The organism is Archangium sp., from assembly GCF_036277355.1.
Taxonomy (GTDB): Bacteria; Myxococcota; Myxococcia; order Myxococcales; family Myxococcaceae; genus Archangium.
Genome location: NZ_DASUNC010000155.1, coordinates 1 through 16,013, shown reverse-complemented (window position 1 = coordinate 16,013; position 16,013 = coordinate 1). Strand labels below are relative to the sequence as shown.

The window sequence follows — 16,013 nt, the reverse complement described above, 5'->3', positions numbered from 1 at the left end:
TCAGCCGCCCTCCGCGGCGAGCGCTGGCGGCTGGGTCTTGAAGACCTCGTAGGCCGCGAGCAGGTCGGAGAGGAACGAGCCCGCGAGCTTCTCGTAGCCCTCGGGAGTCAGGTGGATGCCGTCGGTGTGGCCCAGGCCGTCGCGCTGCCAGCGCAGCATGCTCCAGTCCCCACCCATGGCCGCCCGGGGAGACCAGTACGCGCAGCCCTGGGCGCGCGCCACCTCGGGCAGGGCCGTCACCACGCGGGCCAGGGCGGGCGCTTCCTCCCAGCTGCCGTCCTTGCCCTGCTGCAGCCGGTCCGTGGTGCCGATGACGAGACACTCGGCCCCGCCCGCGTCCTTGCGCAGCCGGGAGATGAGGGCGCCGTACTCGGTGCGCAGCTTCTCCGCGTCCAGGTCCGGCTGGCCGCTCTCGTTGGTGCCGTACCAGAAGACGAGCAGCTGGGGCTTGCGCGAGGACAGCTGCGCGGAGAGCGCCTGGGGGTCCACGCTGGCCAGCGTGGAGGCGGTGGAGCCCGGCAGGCCCACCGCGTCATAGGCGATGCCCTTCTGCTCCAGGTCCAGCGCCGCGCCGAGCACGGTGAGCGGGCCACCACCCTGGTTGAGCACTTCGAGCTCGTGGGCCGGGCCGGTGACGGGGAAGGAGCGGATGCGCACCGTGGGCGAGGTGAAGGGCTCGGGCGGCGCGGGCTCGGGCGGCATGGCGTGGCCATCCACCTTCACCTCCATGCGCCCGCTGCCGGGACCGTCCAGCCAGTACAGGGAGAGCCGCGCGGGAGGCGTGGCGGCGGCGGTGCAGCCCTCGCAGAAGCGGATGCGCAGCGAGGCGCCGGGAGCTCCCACCGCGCGGGTGCCACTGAGCCCCCAGGCCTGTCCGGGGGTGGTGGCCTGCAGCGCGTCCTCCACCGTCCACTCGCCCGTCAGCTCGCGTGAGACACCCGCGGGCTTCAGCCGGTCCGACGGCTTGCCCGCGGAGATGTAGCCGCGCCCGGCGTCGCCGAAGCGTGTCGCCAGCGCGTTGCGCATGGCATCCGTGAAGGAGTGCGAGGCCGTGTGCGAGGCGCCCATCTGGAGGATGCCCAGCCGCGCGTCCTCGCCCTTCTCCAGCTTGCTCAGGCGCCGGAAGGTGGAGAGGAGGGACTTCTCGGTGTTCTGCAGGCCCGAGGGCTCGGCGGCGATGCGGGGCGGGCTGCTCGCGGCGTAGGCGCGCTGGATGGCCAGGTCGAAGAGGTGGCCCAGCAGGTCCGAGCCCCGGGCGCGCGGGTGGATGAGGTCCTCGTTGAGCATGCCCGCGGACAGCCAGCGGATGGCGGCGCCCTCGCCGCCCATGGCCTCGAGCGCGTCCCACCAGGCGCAGCCGCCCTCCTTGGCCACGTCGCGGAAGATGTCCGCCACCATGCGCGAGCCCCGGCGCGGAATCAGCTCCCCACCCATGGTGCGCACGGCCGCGTCGATGGGAGACCAGACGAGGCACGCGGCGTCCGGCACGGACTCGCGCACCAGCTTCACCAGCTGCTCGGCCTCCTGTTTGATCTCCTCGGGCTTCGTCCAGTCGCGCGAGAGGCGGAAGGCCTCGTTGCCGCCGAACATGAGCACCACCAGCGAGGGCTTGCGCTGGCGCATCTGCGCGCGGAAGTAGGGCGGATGGGTGCGCAGGAACACGCCCGCGTAGGCGCCCGGCAGGCCGAGGGTGTCGTACACCACGCCCGGCTTGCCGTTCTCCATCGAGACACCGTGCAGCTCCACCTTGCCGCGCGTCTTGAGCGTCAGCGTCTTGGCGTCCTCGGGCAGCTTCACCCGGGCACTGGCCACCTCGGCGGGAGTCCAGCGCGTCTGCAGGCGCTGCAACTGCTTGCCGTCGGCGAGCACCTGCAGGGAGCCCCCCATCGGCTGGGCGAGGAAGAAGATCTCCGCCGTGCGCGCGTCGCCGATGTCGAAGCGCACGTCCTGGGAGCCCTTGACGCCCGCGGTGAAGGCCACGCCGGTGAAGGGCAGCCGGTCCTTCGGCGGCGCGCGGTCGATGATGCGGATGAACTCCCAGCCCTCGGAGGCCTGGCCGGCGCGCACGCCGCGGCCGGAGCGGGTGGGGCGGTCGATGTAGAGGAAGCCCTTGCCGCCCGAGCCGTGGCGCTCCTGCAACCGCTCGCGCACCACGTCGTTGATGTGGTCCGAGGCGATGAGCGAGTCACCCAGGTGCTCCACGCGCACGGGCGTGGTGCGGCTGCCGTTGTGCAGCCCGCGCAGGGCCTTGAAGAAGGGCTCCAACCCGCCCTCCTCGCACCCGGAGGCGCCCATGCGGCGGCAGCCCGGGTCGAGGTCCACGTGCTTGGAGCCCATCTTCTCGCGCAGGGCCTCCATGCGCAGGGCCTTGGCGAGCGTGGCGGGGCCGAGGTTCGCGATGCCCAGTGTGTCGGAGGACTCGGCGACGGCGGGCGGCGGGGCCACGGTGCCGCCATCGGAGGAGGTGTCGGCCTCGACGACCTCGGTCTCTTCTTCCTCCGGGGGGAGGTCGGGCACCTCGGGGGCGGGGCCGGTGTCGGGCTCGACGCCGATGGCCTTGCGCTTGGCGGCGGCACTGGAGGTGGTGACGAGCGCGATGAGCTGCGGCACCACCGGCCCCTGGGCGAGGCTGGGGATGGGCCGCCACGCCTCGGGGAGCGGGGCGAGCGACAGCCCCACCGCGAGCGCCAGGGTGAGGGCGAGCGTCAAACCTGCCGATGTGTGCTTGGACTCCAACGCGCCGGCATGAGACTGGCTTTTCGGGGCGGGGTCAAAACTCCTGCCGACGTTCGTGGGGCAGCCGGGCGAGCGAGCCCCTGGCGAGCGGCGGGCAATACGCTAGGGTGCGCCGCCCATGACCCTCCATCCCGTCATCATGGCCGGCGGCTCCGGTACCCGCTTCTGGCCCCTGTCGCGCAAGGCGCGTCCCAAGCAGTTCCTTCCCCTGGCCTCGAAGAACCCGCTCATCACCGACACCGCCATCCGGCTCAAGGGCCTGGCCTCGGTGAAGGACACCCTCATCGTCTGCGGTCCGCTGCACGCGAAGCAGGCGGCGAAGCTGGTGAAGGGGCTGCCCAAGAAGAACCTCCTGGTGGAGCCGGTGGCGCGCAACACGGCGCCGGCCATCGCCCTGGCGGCGGTGCAGGTGGCGGCGAAGGACCCGGAGGGCATCCTGGTGGTGCTGCCCTCGGACCACCACGTGGCGGACGTGGCGGGCTTCAAGAAGACCATCGCCGAGGCGGCGCAGGTGGCGGCGAAGGGGCACCTCGTCACGCTGGGCATCAAGCCGCACCGTCCGGAGACGGGCTACGGCTACATCCAGGTGGGTGACGCGCTGGAGGGCGGGGGCCGGCAGGTGAAGGCCTTCCGCGAGAAGCCGGACACGGAGACGGCGAAGCGCTACGTGGAGTCGGGCGAGTACCTGTGGAACGCGGGCATCTTCGTCTTCCGGGCGGACGTCATCCTGGAGGCCTTCGCGAAGCACATGCCGGAGATGAAGAAGGGGCTGGACGCGCTGCGCAAGGCGGCCGGCAAGCGCACCTTCGCGGGGGTGCTCAAGCGGGTGTTCCCGAAGCTGCCCTCCATCTCCATCGACTACGGCGTCATGGAGAAGGCGGGCAACATCGCGGTGCTGCCGGGAGACTTCGGCTGGAGCGACGTGGGCTCCTTCGCGGCGATTCCGGAGGTGCGGCCGGCGGACGAGCACGGCAACGTCATCTCGGGTGCCGAGGCAGTGGTGGTGGACTGCAAGGGCTGCGTGGTGCTGGCCGACAAGCGTCCGCTGACGGTGGTGGGGCTCACGGACATGGTGGTGGTGGACTCGGGCGACGCGGTGCTGGTGGTGCCCAAGGACAAGAGCCAGGACGTGCGCAAGGTGGTGGAGGCCCTCAAGGCCCGCAAGCGCGAGAAGTACCTGTAGGCCGTGGCCATGCGCGGGAGACGGGACGCACCCGGGTGGAGAATGGGGGGCGTCCTGCTGCTCCTGCTGCTGGCCTGCGCGGGGCCGGAGTCCTGGCGGGCCTCGCGCACCCGGACGTGGGCCCTGTCCTCGGCTCCGGCGTCTGGCGCGGGTGGGGACTGGGCACGTCCGGAGGAAGAAGCACGCTGGAAGGCAGTGGAGGAGAAGTTGGAGGAGTACCTGCAGTGGGGGATGCGTCTGATGGAGACGCATGCCGCGCACCTGCGGCGCATCGCTCCCGGCCACCTCCTCACCGAGCATCCGCTGCGCGAGAAGTCCCTGGATGCGCTCGTGCGGGCCACGCTCGCCTGGGCCTACAGCCATACCCAGGACCCGGACTTCCTGCGGCGAAGTCCCTCGGAGGTCGCGCTCTACCTGCTGGCCAGCCGCTCGGCTCTGGCCACTGCCATCGACCTGGGTAAGAGGGCTCCACCCCACCTCGACTACACGCCGCCGCCCGAGGACGTATACACGGCGGAGGAATGGGTGGTGGAACTGGCCGTTGGCCTCACGCCCATCCTGGGCGAGGTGACGGACCTGTCGGCGGCCATGTCCGGCTACAGCCTCACCGGACATCCGCTCAGCAATCCCGAGCGCTTCATCCATCTGCTGGGGGTGTTGCTGCCGTTCGCCAACGGCAAGCTGCTGAAGCAGGGAGGAGAGGCCGCGCTCCAGCGGGTGGCGCTCGTCACCGGCAGGAGCCTGGACGAGGTGCGGGCGCTCTCCCGCGTTGCTTCACATCTGGGCCCCGAGGACGTGAAGGAGATCGAGCGCGTCCTCCAGCGAGCCGCGGACAGGGGCGGAACGCTGACCGGCGCGGAGTTGGTCTTCCTCCAGCGGGTGGCCGGAACGCTGGAGCAGCCCCTGCGCATGGCCGCCAATGCCCTGGGACATGGGCAGGTGCTGCCCGTGCTGGGGATGCGCACGCTGCCGGATGGGACGTGGCTGCTGCCGGGGACGCCCCAGCACATGGCCCAGTGCTGGGTGGACTACCAGTTCCGCAACCCGCGCAAGTACCGGAGCTTCTCCTCCTCCGTGGACCCCGAGTGGGAACGGCTCTACCGCTCCATCCTCGCCAACAAGCAGGCGGGCAACGTCTTCGAGGACGGCATTCTCAAGGCGGAGGGCTACGTGAAGAACACGTCGGTGATGATGCCTCCGCTGGGCAAGGGCGCCGTGGGGTTCATCCCGGACTCCGTGCGCGGCAACCCCAGCGAGTTGGTGTGGGGCGAGCCCTATCGCTTCATCGAGGCGAAGGGCCGCCAGGAACTGGCCTACTCGGGGAACCTCAAGGCCATGATCGAGTATGTGCGTGATCATGGCGGGCATATCGAGCTGTGGGTTCGTTCCGCGAAGCATCCTTCGGGGAAGACACATTTGACCGAACCACTGCTTTATGCCCTCAAGAAGCTGGAGAATGACGGGAAGGCGAGCGTGAGGTATTCACCTTGAGACCCGCTCATGCCTCGTTTTCGCTATCTCAAGTCGAACATCGCTCTTCCTCCGGGCAAGCCATCAAGCGCGATGGTTCGGGAGCTTCTTCGGCTCGTTTTCGAGAAGTACCAGTGGTTCGTGCCCAGGCGATACGAGCACGTCCCCTCGTTCGAGAACCAGCTTGTACCTGGCCACATCGACTACGGCGCGCTTGTTGCTACCTACGAGGAACATCAGTCCCTCTGCATCGCGGCACGGACGGACAGTGATTTCCTCTGCATCTCTCCCGCCCGCTATGATTCCCGGCCTTATTGCTACAACGGAGACATTGCGTGGAGGGCTTCCGCGAAATTAGCGTCCAAGCCCGCATGGCGTGCCGCTCATCTTGAGCAGGTGGTTGAAATCATGCGCCTCGTGAGTTCCCCGCTGGCGGAGGCCTCCCTGGCCGAGGACATCCAACGCAAGACGCGGCGTGAGATTCCCGCCGAGAATGGCCACGGCTCCATCGAGACCTTCACCCTCCGCAACTACAGCGCGGGCCTCTCCGGCCTCTTCTGGCGCAACTTCTTCGGTCCTCCGTTCGTGCGCATGTTCGGCGAACGCCTCGCCTCACTGCCCGAGGACTGCCGCAAGATGCTCGGTGAGGAGCTCGTCCTCGTCCAGCCCTACGAGCTGCCCACCGAGGCGGGCACCGAGCAGGGCGATGCGCGGGAGCGCGCGCTGATCGAACAGCTCGGGACCGGGTGCTTCTACGACCACACGCACCACACGCCTCCCACCCGCCTACCGGCCCTCGAGGACCTCTCCAAAGTCATCCACTGAAACCCGGTCCGGTGGGCTCCGTACCTCCTTCTCCTCTCTCGAGAGTGAAGAGGGACCCCCGTTCTTTCAGGGCTGTGTTTGCAGGAATTACCGGACGACTCCGTCTTTCCGACGGCGCGCCACGGCACTTCCGGCGCTTGTCACGTTGAGTGCGTGACGAAGCAAGGGTGCATGCAGGTTGCAACACTCCAGGGGGCGCTGCCGTTCAGGCGAGCGCCGCTGGGGGGCGGCGATGGGTTGCAACCACTGCTTCAATGATCATCCAACGACTGTTTCATGCATCCGGCCCGAGGGTCCTCCGGAGGACAGCGAGACGCTGTCCGGGATGGGCTATGGGCCCCTCGTCCTCGTGCGCAAGCTGGGCGCCGGGGCGCTCGGGACGGTGTACCTCGCCGAGCACCCCTCCAGCGGTGCGAACTTCGCGGTGAAGGTGCTCCACCCGCACCTGGCCAGCAATCCCGCGGTGCTCGGCCGCTTCTACTCGGAGGCCCGCTCCGCTCAGCACATCCTCCACCCGAACGTGGCCCGGGTGCTCGACGTGCGCCAGGCGCCCAACGGGCACCACTGTCTCCTCATGGAGTACGTCAACGGCACGGCCCTGTCGCACCTGCCGCTGCCGTTGCCCTCCGCCGAGGTCGTGTTCCTCCTCTCGCAGGTGCTCGAGGGCCTGGAGGCCGCGCACGCGTGCGGTGCCGTCCACCGCGACATCAAGCCGGAGAACCTCATCCTCACCACGGGCCGCGATGGCGAGCGGCGGGTGAAGGTGCTCGACTTCGGCATGTCCGCCACGCTGGCCGCGGGCTTCACCGAGGAGGAGCTCGCCGCGGGCATGGTGGTGGGCAGCCCGGGCTACCTCGCGCCCGAACTGTGGGTGCGCGCCGAGCCGGATGGCCGCGCGGACCTGTACGCGCTCGCGGTGCTGGGCTACCGGCTGCTCACCGGACGGCTGCCCTTCGGCGGTGGCGGGCGCATGGGCGAGATGCTGCTCGTCCACAAGCCCACGAAGCCGCTGCCGCCGCACATCCTCGAGTCGCGCGTGCCGCCCGCGCTGTCCGCGGTGCTGATGCAGGCCATGTCGCTGCGTCCGGACGAGCGCTTCACCACCGCCCGTGCCTTCCGCTCCGCCCTGCACGAGGCCATGCGGCGGCCCGCCTTCGGCTGCCTGGCGCCTCCCGCCTTCCACGTGCGGGTCGAGGACCCCGAGGGCAGGGGACTGCAGCCGGTGTTCGTGAACGACGTGAGCCAGGAGGGGCTGCGCATCGCCTGTGATGGGCCGCTGCCGCGGCTTGGGGCGCGCCTCGAGGTGGAGCTCTCGCTCAATGGCTGGGTGCTCGCCTGCACCTGCGACGTGGTGCGCCTGCTTCCCTCCGAGGAGGCGCGCACCTGGGGCGGCCGTCAGGGCTACATCCTCCAGTTCTCCGAGCCCTCGGACGACGTGCGCCGGCTGATTGCCCAGGCGCTGGCCCCGCCTCCCGCGGAGCCCTCGCCGGACCCGGAGCTCGCCCAACTGCTGTCGCGCGCCGCCACGTGCAGCCAGGATCCGTACACGCTGCTGGCCGTCCACCCGCATGCGGACTTCGCCGAGGTGATGCGGCGCGTGGTCCAGGCCGAGCGCCGGCTGGAGCCCTTCTGGCAGCGGCCCCTGCCGGCCGAGCAGCGCCGGGCCCTCGAGGCCCTCCGGGAGAAGGTGGACACCGCCCGGAAGACGCTCAGCGAGCCCCTGGCCCGTGCGCGCTTCGATGCCTCGCGGGGCAACTTCCGGGGCGTGGCCCGGTGCATTGCCGCCGGGGTGCAGTTGAACGCCGTGGAGCGCCTGCGCCAGGCCTTCCTCGCCGCCCGTCCGGATGCCGAGTCCCGCGCGCGTGCGCTCTTCGACGAGGGCATCCTCCTGGAGGCGCAGGACGTGCTCGATGGCGCACTGGCGCGCTACGCCGAGGCGCTCCGCGTGGATCCGCTCAACGTCTCGCTGCACCGGTACTACCAATCGCTCATCCAGCGCATGCGCATGGAGGCGAGGGAACCGGCGCCCGCCCATTCCAGCGCTCCACCCGCAATGAGGTGAAGGAGGACGCCGAGTTCGTCTACTCCCCTTCGTCCTTTTCACGATGGGCGAGTCGCTCATCCCGCTCGCGCCTCTCCTTCTTCAACTCATCGGCCAGGGTGAAGGGATAGAGCGCGCGGTGATTGACGTTCTTCCAGTAGGCGGCCACATGGTGCTCGCCCTGGATGGTGATGAAGGCATGCCTTGGGGGGTCGGGAACACTCGCGTGCCACGCTTCGGCCTGCTCACGCGTCTCGAATGAGGCCACTGCCGGTGGGAGGCCGTTGTCCAGTGCGCCCTCGATGAACTCGGCGACGATGGGCACCCGGGCGAAGAGGGGCTCCCTTCGTTCACGGCTGGCGAGCACGAGGTGATAGCTGTCCGCGATGAGAATGCTCGCCATGGTGGGGGGGGGAAGTTGCGCGTCCATCCAGGCTTCCGCCTCGTCGCGAGTCTGGAAGACCGCGATGACGGGGGGGAGTGTGCTGTTCCGCCAGTAGACGAGGTAATCGTCGAGGGCCTCTCGCTGTCCGGAGGACTCGATGTATGCGAGCGCACGGATGGCAACGAGCAGGGAGTCCTTCTCGCTGGCCGAGGGCGCGCGGGCCCACCAATGCTCGAGGAAGCGAATCTCTTCGGCGAAGGACACCGATGGGATGGGCCCGGGCTTCATGGCCTTGTTGAAATCCTCGAAGCGATGGCGCTGGCCGGAGCGGGAGAGGAACGCCGCCGCGCCGCTGGCAATCTCGAGAATCCTTCTTTCCTCTTCCGATTCGCTCTTCCTCAGGGACTCGAGCAGCCGCAGCATCGCGTCGCCGAGGGAGTTGCCGCTCTTCATGGGAGGGCCTCCGTGAGCTGGGACCCGGCGGGGATGTCCGCGGAGGCAACGAGAACGAGCGGAATCAAGAGGAGACACCCGCCCGCTCCGCAAGCGACAGCAACGAAGACCACGGTCGCGATCACGATGACGGTGCCCACGGCGATCTCCTTTTTGTGCCGCTCGAGCCAGTCGATGGCACCCTCAGCGGAGGAGAACTCGAAGGTTTCCTGGGTACTGCGCTTGAGTTTCTGAACGCAGGCGTCGCGCTCCTTGGCACACTCCTCGCCGCAGAAAGCCTCTCTGGCCGCCTTTCTTCCTCCGGCGGTGTTCGGGTATCTGGAGCGATAGCTGCTGGCCCAGCGTGGAATGGGATTGTCCAGACACCTCGTCATGCAATTTTCGTAGACTTCGAAGCACGCTTCGCGAATCTGATCGTCGGTCATGGGCCGGGTGCTTGTCTGCTCCAGCCGCCCATGGGGTCGCGCCAGTGCCAGTTGACGCTGATACTGCGTCAGCTCGAGGTCCGCGACGGGTGTCCAGGCGTGCGTCACCTCTTCACCGGGTCGAGACTCGAGAACGAGTGCGTATCTGGCCAGGTTCTCGGGGCCCGTAGGCGCGGCGGCTGAGTGGCGCGTCACATTGCAAGAAACGAGAATGAAGGCCACGCCCACTGCAATCACCCTGGAGGGAGCATAGGTTTCTCTCATGCGGGGCAGCATTCTGTGTGCTGATCCACTGCTCAACGGATGGCGGGGGCGGGTGTCGGTAGCCGAACAACCTGCCTGCTGAGGAGTGCCTCTGCGGGTTCGAGCGGAAGCCAGGGAACCGGCGCGCCCCTCGGCGTCTCCGTGAGTGCTCTCCAAGGCATGCGTTCCACCCGCCCTGGGTAGCCCGCTTCTCATGTCCTACCCGAGGGCTGCCCTGACTCCTGTCGCGGACAGGACGACAGCCCTGGCGCAGCCCTTGCTCCTCGATGGAGCGCATGAGAATCGCGCTGCTCACCGGACTGCTCTTTCTCCTGGGCGCTTGTGGCTCGACCGAGCCCGCACCTGACGCGCGCAAGGACCCCACGGACATCATCGACGCCGGGCAGCCCGACGCCGGGACGCCGGACGCGGGCCGCCCCGATGCGGGCACGCCACCGGACGCGGGAACGCCGGATGCCGGGACGCCACCGGACGCGGGCATGCCAGACGGTGGGCGCCAGACGGGCTCGAGGCCCTCGCCCGAGAAGCCCCGGTGGCCGGCGCTGCAGACGTCCATCTCCACCTATGAGCTGACGCTGACACAGAAGGACTACCAGGCCCTCTGGGCGCACATTCCGGATCCTGCCTCGCAGAAGTTCCAGGTGGAGGGCCGCTTCACGCACGAGGGCCGCACGTACCCGGCGGTGCTGAGCTTCCGCGGACGCTCGACGAAGACGGACCCGCGCATCGTGAAGAAGTCCTGGGATGTGCGCTTCGAGAAGAAGGAGGAGCGCTTCGAGGGGAAGAAGAACATCGAGCTGCTGGCGACGTGGAAGGACGGCGGCTACCTCACCGAGAAGCTCTGGTACGACCTGGCGGCGAGCGTGGGCCTGCGCGTGCCTCGGGCGCGCTACGTCCACGTGAAGCTGCACCTCGTGCAGGAAGACGGGGGCGTCATCACGAAATACGAGGGCGTCTTCACCGAGCTGGAGTCCGTCAACAAGGACTTCCTCGAGGCCCACGACTTCGATGAGGACGGGGACCTGTACCGCTGTGGCATGCACGACTGTGAGATGCACCAGCCGCCGCAGGAGCAGTACCAGGAGCGCTGGGACAAGAAGACGAACGAGAAGGAGCCGTGGGACCGGCTGTGGAGCTTCCTCGAGGGCATCAACCGCACGGCGCCGCACCAGTTCCCGGCCTTCGTCCAGGAGCGGCTGGAGCTGGAGGACTACCTCACCTGGCTGGCGTTGGAGACGTTCATCGACAACGACCTGCAGGGCGACTCGCGCAGCTATCTCGCCTACGACCGAGAGACGGGGAAGTGGACGTACGTGCCGTGGGATTTGAACAACGCGCTGTCGCTTTACAACCGCACCAACGGCGTGAAGCAGGGCGCGAAGGAGGATCATCCGCTCTTCAGCTTCACGGCCTACGACCCGCACGTGTACGAGCTGGCCGAGTTCCGCCGGACCTTCCCGGACATGCAGGACATGAAGCCCGCCTGGAGCACGCTCTCCACGCGCATCTACGACGATCCGGGCCTGCGCGCCCGGTACGTGGAGCGGCTGCGCAAGCTGCTCGACACGTGGTTCACCGAGGAGAACATCGGTCCGCGCGTGGACGCCATGCACACGCTGCTCGCCCCGTTCATCATGCCCGGGCCGGACGGCAAGACGGTGGATCCGTACATCAGCCCCGCGCACGCCGCGGGCAGCTCCGAGCACCTCCACCGCTTCGTGCGCGAGCGCCGCAAGTGGCTGCTCCAGCACATCCATGACATCGAGTCGCTCGGGAGTGGGGCGCTGGTCATCGACCGGGTGGGCCGGGATGCATCGGGGGCCTTCTGGGTGCAGCTGTACAACCGGGGCTCCGCGCCGGTGTCCGTGGGAGGCCTGTTGCTCTCGGGCTTCACGCGCGTGCCCGGACAGTGGACGCTGCCGGCGCTCGGTGTCGGGCCGGGACAGGCCGTCACCTTCCGTCAGGGGGCCGCCGGGACGGCACAACTGGGCGCGACGCTCGATCCACAGAGGCCCGAGGTGTCCCTCTACGCGGCGGATGGGAAGACGGCCATCGACCTGCTCTGGCTGGCGCCGCTGAATCCGGGCGAGGCCTACGGACGCCAGCCTCGCGGCGCCGAGTCCTTCGGCCCCCAGGCCGGGCCGTGAGGCCGTTCTGGAGGACGCCGGAGGGAGGTTGCATTACCCTGACTCGCCGAGTACGTCCATCCCATGATCATCGAACACTTCCCGGGCGATGCCATGCCACTGCTCGGCGGGTATCAGGAGGGCAGTGTGTCGGAGGAGGAGCGTGAGCTCCTCGATGTGGCGAATGGCGCGGTTGCCTTCATCTACTTCACCGGCCAGCTCTATCGCTTCGACGAATTCCGCACGAGCGGAACCGCCGGCCCTTCCCCCGCTCCTTCCTTCGTCCAGGTCACCGAGTTCCTCGAGCGCATCCGAAGGAATGCTTCCTCCGCCGAGGAGAAGGAGATCCTCCTCGCGGTGATGGACGCACTCGCCTTCGTCGAGGTCTCTGGCCAGAAGAAGGGCTTTGAGGAGTACCTTCACTACTGGGAGACCGACACCCTTCCGCCCGTCATCGCCGCATTCAAGACGGACTCCGAAGCGGAAGCATGGTTGGACGAGCAATCTGTCCCACCGTACGGAGCAAGGGTGCTGATCGGGAATCAATACCATTCCGTCAAGCGGAGCCGCGAGCGCAGGGAGCCTGGCTTTCTTCCGATTCCAACCCTCAAGGAGTTCATCGGACGTCACCTGGAGGAGGGTCTGCTCCCGGCCGTGGCCGCATTCGATTCGAAGGAAGATGCGGAGTCATGGCTCGCGAAGACTCCTCCCACCACCAGGCACGCCTTCATCACCATCGGCGGCAAGTCTCACCTGGCGGTGTATCAGGAGAACGTGAACCACCGAGCCCTCTATCCACTGACGCTGGCTGAGCAGTAGCCGCTGGATGTGAGCGGCAGGGACGGGTCGATCATCGTGGTGAGCACGTCCACGAAGGGGACGTGCACGAGCGCCACCCGGAAGAGGTCCGGGCGCAGGTTGAGCACAGCCCCCGCCAGCAGTGCTCATGGACAGGTCATTGGCGAAAAAGCCCAGGGAGGGCGTAGCGCCGTAGGCCCCATAGCCCTTGAGGTACATGGGCGCGCTGCCGTCCTTGCGGTAGACGATGCTGACCGGGATGCGCGTGTCGTCCACCGCCGTCACGTGCAGCCGCTCGGTGGTGTAGCGCGAGGGCTCGTTCCCTCCGAGCACCGTCTCCTGGGTGTTGCATTCCTCGTTCCGCGCGAGCCCCACCTCGTACACCTGCTCGGGCAGGGTGACCCGGTGCCGCTCTCCCGAGGCCAGGTCGCTCACCGTCAGGTGCTCCAGGCCCCCGAGCATCTTTGCCGTGAGTCAGTGCTTCCCTGCGTCGTCGAGTGCCCGTGCGGCATCATCGAAGACCTTGGCTCCCACCGGGTCAGGAGGCCGGTGGGCCTTGATGAGCGCGGCATCCTCTGAACGTCCCACGAACTTCAGGAGTATCGCGGCCCGGATGGAGCAATTGGCCGAGACGGATCCCACCAATTCCCGAGACAAGCTACGCAGCAGGGCGCGTGTCTCTTCCTCGAACGTGGGCATGAGCCGCTCCCGGTGCAAGAGGATCAGGGAGAGCAGGCGCTCGCAGTAATAAGCGGCTTCGCCCTGCTCACGTATCGCCGGCTCGAGCAAGGCATGCTCCGTGGAGATGAACGCGGGCAGTACCGGCACAAGGGAGTCCGGTATCTCTTCTTGGAGCAGTATGAGCACTCGCGTCTTGTCTTCCGGTGGCACCGATGGGTCTCGGGCCCAGACCGCGAGTTCCTCCGGCGATTTCTCCAACAACACCAGAAGACCGTGCAGGCCATGTGGGGCTGGTAGAGCGAGGTGCTCCAGGTTCTTGCGCACGGTGGCGATCAGGTCCGGATGTCTCCTTCTCCAGAGCGCGCACGCCAGCTCATTGATGGCCGAGCGTTCCGGTTTGCTGGCCACCAGCCGCTCCAGCTTCCGGACCAGGCTCGCCCTCGCACTTGCTTCCTCGATACGGCCCAGCGCGCGGGTGATGTCCTCCGCCACGGTCTCCCCGTCGTAATCCTGGCGTGCTTCCTCCAGAGCGAGCTGCTGTTCCAGGCGCCGGACGCTGGCCGTGCCGCCTACTTCCCCCAGGCCGAACACCGCCGCTTGTCTCGAGAGTGCCGCGGGCTCCTCCAGCATGGCTTCCAGTACGGCGCGCACCTGCCGGGAGCCCGTCCCGGCTTGGAACACCAGCTTCCGGGCGAGGGCCTCGTCTCCTTGTTTGATGGCCGAGACCAGTTCCTCCTGGACTCGCGTCACATCCAGCTCCTTGTCAAAGCCTCGGCTTCTGCGATTCATCCTCGACGATCAGCACTTCGGCGAGAGACCAGACGGCCACCGTCCCCGGAGGCGGTTGCTTCATGCCCAGCATTCTCAAGGCCTCGGGCGGATTCTTCTCCAGGCCCACCATCGATAGCGAACGCCGCTGCGCGATGACCCCGCAGAATGGACCGATCATTCCCAGGTCTCGCAGTTGGTGGAGACGGAGCTGGACGCGCTCGTCCTTGAAGCGGGCCTCACCGTAGAGCAGCGCCGTATCGGTAACGATCGTCCTCCCCTTGCATTCAGGTGGAACGACCCAACTGGATGGATGATCGGTGCAGAGTGGGGATTTGGCGATCTCATCCGGAACGTAGGTATAGACAGGACTCATGACACGGACCTCGATGGGACCCTCCTGGATGAGGGCCACGTCGCCGACGCTTCCGGGCAATCCCAGGACCTCCACGGTGAAATAGGAGTGTGGCGGGATACCCAGACGCCTCGTTTCAGCGATGGCCTCTGGAGAACATGCGGCTGTCCCATCTGGGAGCACGCGAACGCCCGAGCAACCGGCGATCAGGCATGCTCCCGTCATGGCCGTCAGGACTCTCGAGCAGCCATCCCTTCCAGGAGTGCGGCGCGATTGGGGTTTCACCGATTCATTCATGACGCTTCCCTTCTGGTTCTCCAAGGACTTCGCTGAGTCCAACACTGGGGCATTGCTTGCTCGGGCGCGAGCCCGTAGCGGAGCGGTCTTCTCGTGCTCCTCGGTGCCCGCCACCATGACGAGCGCGATCACCGCCTGGGCGAGCGGTGAGATCATGGAATCACCGTCACCAGCAAGCAGGGTAGATCTGAACCGGGCTCGCCTACCGTTGCCAGGAGCTCGGAATCAGAAGCAGGGGTCTCATAGGCCAGGACTATGCGGGACATTCTTCCCGGGGGAATGACAGCCAGTTCTGACGCACGGGAGATGATCCGCACCTGGCCGCTGGCTGAACCCACCAGACCGAGCAGCTCCAGATCGATCGGCCATTCGGAGTCCGAGCGATTCAGGATGAGCAGGGTGGCGTACGAGATTCCCGCGTCGTGAACGACATCGACGAAGGAAAGCGCGAGCCGGTTGGTCTGCTTGAAGGAATAACCATTGCCTGGGAGCCGGTGGATGACCGCTTCGGAGCCTCGTTCGGCGATGAGCCGGGTCTTGTCGGAAACGATCTCTCCCAAGGACTGGGGGCGCATCAGTCGTGCCTGCGCCAGGCGAGCACCCTCCTCGGGGTTGATGGCCGGGCGCTCCCGGAGGTTCAGGAGTACGTCCATGATGCTGGGCCGCGTGACGAGACGCAAGGTGACACGGGTCTCGTCCGCCAACGTGAGGCGCACTTCCAATCCGGGGCCCGTCACCACCGGGCGGCGGGCGGCCACCCGCAGACGATTCCCCCATCCGACTTCCTCCCGCGTCCTCGTCTCCGGCTCCACCAGCGCATCAGCATCCGCTTCGACATCCTGGACCGGAGCCGGCAAGGCCACGGCCGTAGTGGTGTAGGCGTCATGCTCGACGAATACCCGGACGAACACATCGATGGCGCCTCCGTCAGGAGGCATCAAGACGGACCGGACCTGCTGCTCCGGAACGCTCACCACCGCCGCCGCCGGAGTTGCGGAGAGGAGCGTCAAGGTGAGCGACAACGCGCTTGAAAGCATGGGGTGAAACCTCCAGCCCGAGGTCCTTGTACTACAGTTGGACTTCCAAAACAGATTGAGAACCGTCGCGCTGGCCGGGGGCAATAGAGGAACCGCACCTTGAGGCAGGCAGACCTCGTCATTCATAGGAGTAACGGCGTCGCCCCTGGCTCGCAACTTCTCAGGTCAA

Annotated in this window: 13 protein-coding genes; 6 read left to right on the top strand and 7 right to left on the bottom strand. The window is 67.6% G+C overall.

The features are described from left to right. Entirely contained in the window at positions 1-2,709 is a 2,709-nt protein-coding gene (locus VFZ09_RS38640; RefSeq protein WP_329732793.1) for a GDSL-type esterase/lipase family protein, read from the bottom strand. Between the two features lie 145 nt (positions 2,710-2,854). On the opposite strand from VFZ09_RS38640, the gene VFZ09_RS38635 reads away from it, so the two are divergent. The 4 genes from VFZ09_RS38635 (at position 2,855) to VFZ09_RS38620 (ending at position 8,276) form a co-directional block, all read left to right on the top strand. Continuing rightward, on the top strand, positions 2,855-3,919 hold the full coding sequence (locus VFZ09_RS38635) for a mannose-1-phosphate guanylyltransferase (protein ID WP_329732792.1): 1,065 nt from the start codon (positions 2,855-2,857) through the stop codon (positions 3,917-3,919). A gap of 42 nt (positions 3,920-3,961) precedes the next feature. Beyond that, complete coding sequence (locus VFZ09_RS38630; protein WP_329732791.1) at positions 3,962-5,410, top strand: pre-toxin TG domain-containing protein; 1,449 nt, start codon at positions 3,962-3,964, stop codon at positions 5,408-5,410. Between the two features lie 387 nt (positions 5,411-5,797). Further along, the gene (locus VFZ09_RS38625; RefSeq protein WP_329732790.1) at positions 5,798-6,214 is read left to right on the top strand and encodes a hypothetical protein; all 417 of its coding nucleotides are present in this window, start codon (positions 5,798-5,800) and stop codon (positions 6,212-6,214) included. Positions 6,215-6,446: 232 nt separating this feature from the next. Beyond that, entirely contained in the window at positions 6,447-8,276 is a 1,830-nt protein-coding gene (locus tag VFZ09_RS38620; RefSeq protein ID WP_329732789.1) for a serine/threonine-protein kinase, read from the top strand. Between the two features lie 19 nt (positions 8,277-8,295). Here VFZ09_RS38620 and VFZ09_RS38615 read toward each other — a convergent pair whose 3' ends face one another. Beyond that, positions 8,296-9,093 carry a hypothetical protein gene (locus VFZ09_RS38615; protein ID WP_329732788.1) on the bottom strand — a complete coding sequence of 266 codons (798 nt, stop codon included), beginning with the start codon at positions 9,091-9,093 and terminating at the stop codon, positions 8,296-8,298. After that, complete coding sequence (locus VFZ09_RS38610) at positions 9,090-9,518, bottom strand: hypothetical protein (protein ID WP_329732787.1); 429 nt, start codon at positions 9,516-9,518, stop codon at positions 9,090-9,092. The genes VFZ09_RS38615 and VFZ09_RS38610 overlap by 4 nt, the downstream gene beginning before the upstream one ends. Before the next feature lie 539 nt (positions 9,519-10,057). On the opposite strand from VFZ09_RS38610, the gene VFZ09_RS38605 reads away from it, so the two are divergent. Both VFZ09_RS38605 and VFZ09_RS38600 read left to right on the top strand, forming a co-directional pair. Continuing rightward, on the top strand, positions 10,058-11,929 hold the full coding sequence (locus tag VFZ09_RS38605; RefSeq protein WP_329732786.1) for a CotH kinase family protein: 1,872 nt from the start codon (positions 10,058-10,060) through the stop codon (positions 11,927-11,929). A gap of 63 nt (positions 11,930-11,992) precedes the next feature. Further along, entirely contained in the window at positions 11,993-12,727 is a 735-nt protein-coding gene (locus VFZ09_RS38600) for a head protein (protein WP_329732785.1), read from the top strand. On the opposite strand, the gene VFZ09_RS38595 is transcribed toward VFZ09_RS38600, so the two are convergent. The 4 genes from VFZ09_RS38595 to VFZ09_RS38580 all read right to left on the bottom strand — a co-directional run bounded on the left by VFZ09_RS38595 (position 12,700) and on the right by VFZ09_RS38580 (position 15,844). Next, positions 12,700-12,834, bottom strand: a complete 135-nt coding sequence (locus VFZ09_RS38595) for a prolyl oligopeptidase family serine peptidase (RefSeq protein WP_329732784.1) — start codon at positions 12,832-12,834, stop codon at positions 12,700-12,702. The genes VFZ09_RS38600 and VFZ09_RS38595 overlap by 28 nt on opposite strands. Before the next feature lie 346 nt (positions 12,835-13,180). Next, entirely contained in the window at positions 13,181-14,137 is a 957-nt protein-coding gene (locus VFZ09_RS38590) for a hypothetical protein (RefSeq protein WP_329732783.1), read from the bottom strand. Positions 14,138-14,150: 13 nt separating this feature from the next. Then, positions 14,151-14,963: a hypothetical protein gene (locus VFZ09_RS38585; protein WP_329732782.1), complete on the bottom strand. Its 813-nt coding sequence runs from the start codon at positions 14,961-14,963 to the stop codon at positions 14,151-14,153. Further along, positions 14,960-15,844 (bottom strand): DUF2381 family protein, encoded by an 885-nt coding sequence (locus VFZ09_RS38580; protein WP_329732781.1) that lies wholly within the window; start codon positions 15,842-15,844, stop codon positions 14,960-14,962. The genes VFZ09_RS38585 and VFZ09_RS38580 overlap by 4 nt, the downstream gene beginning before the upstream one ends. Between the last annotated feature and the right edge of the window lie 169 nt (positions 15,845-16,013).

Bases quoted from the DNA above. Each gene is read 5' to 3' on its own strand.
- VFZ09_RS38580 (WP_329732781.1), bottom strand. From the start codon at position 15,844: ATGCTTTCAAGCGCGTTGTCGCTCACCTTGACGCTCCTCTCCGCAACT.
- VFZ09_RS38630 (WP_329732791.1), top strand. From the start codon at position 3,962: ATGGGGGGCGTCCTGCTGCTCCTGCTGCTGGCCTGCGCGGGGCCGGAG.
- VFZ09_RS38600 (WP_329732785.1), top strand. From the start codon at position 11,993: ATGATCATCGAACACTTCCCGGGCGATGCCATGCCACTGCTCGGCGGG.
- VFZ09_RS38615 (WP_329732788.1), bottom strand. From the start codon at position 9,093: ATGAAGAGCGGCAACTCCCTCGGCGACGCGATGCTGCGGCTGCTCGAG.
- VFZ09_RS38620 (WP_329732789.1), top strand. From the start codon at position 6,447: ATGGGTTGCAACCACTGCTTCAATGATCATCCAACGACTGTTTCATGC.
- VFZ09_RS38635 (WP_329732792.1), top strand. From the start codon at position 2,855: ATGACCCTCCATCCCGTCATCATGGCCGGCGGCTCCGGTACCCGCTTC.
- VFZ09_RS38625 (WP_329732790.1), top strand. From the start codon at position 5,798: ATGCGCCTCGTGAGTTCCCCGCTGGCGGAGGCCTCCCTGGCCGAGGAC.
- VFZ09_RS38605 (WP_329732786.1), top strand. From the start codon at position 10,058: ATGAGAATCGCGCTGCTCACCGGACTGCTCTTTCTCCTGGGCGCTTGT.
- VFZ09_RS38585 (WP_329732782.1), bottom strand. From the start codon at position 14,963: ATGATCTCACCGCTCGCCCAGGCGGTGATCGCGCTCGTCATGGTGGCG.
- VFZ09_RS38610 (WP_329732787.1), bottom strand. From the start codon at position 9,518: ATGACCGACGATCAGATTCGCGAAGCGTGCTTCGAAGTCTACGAAAAT.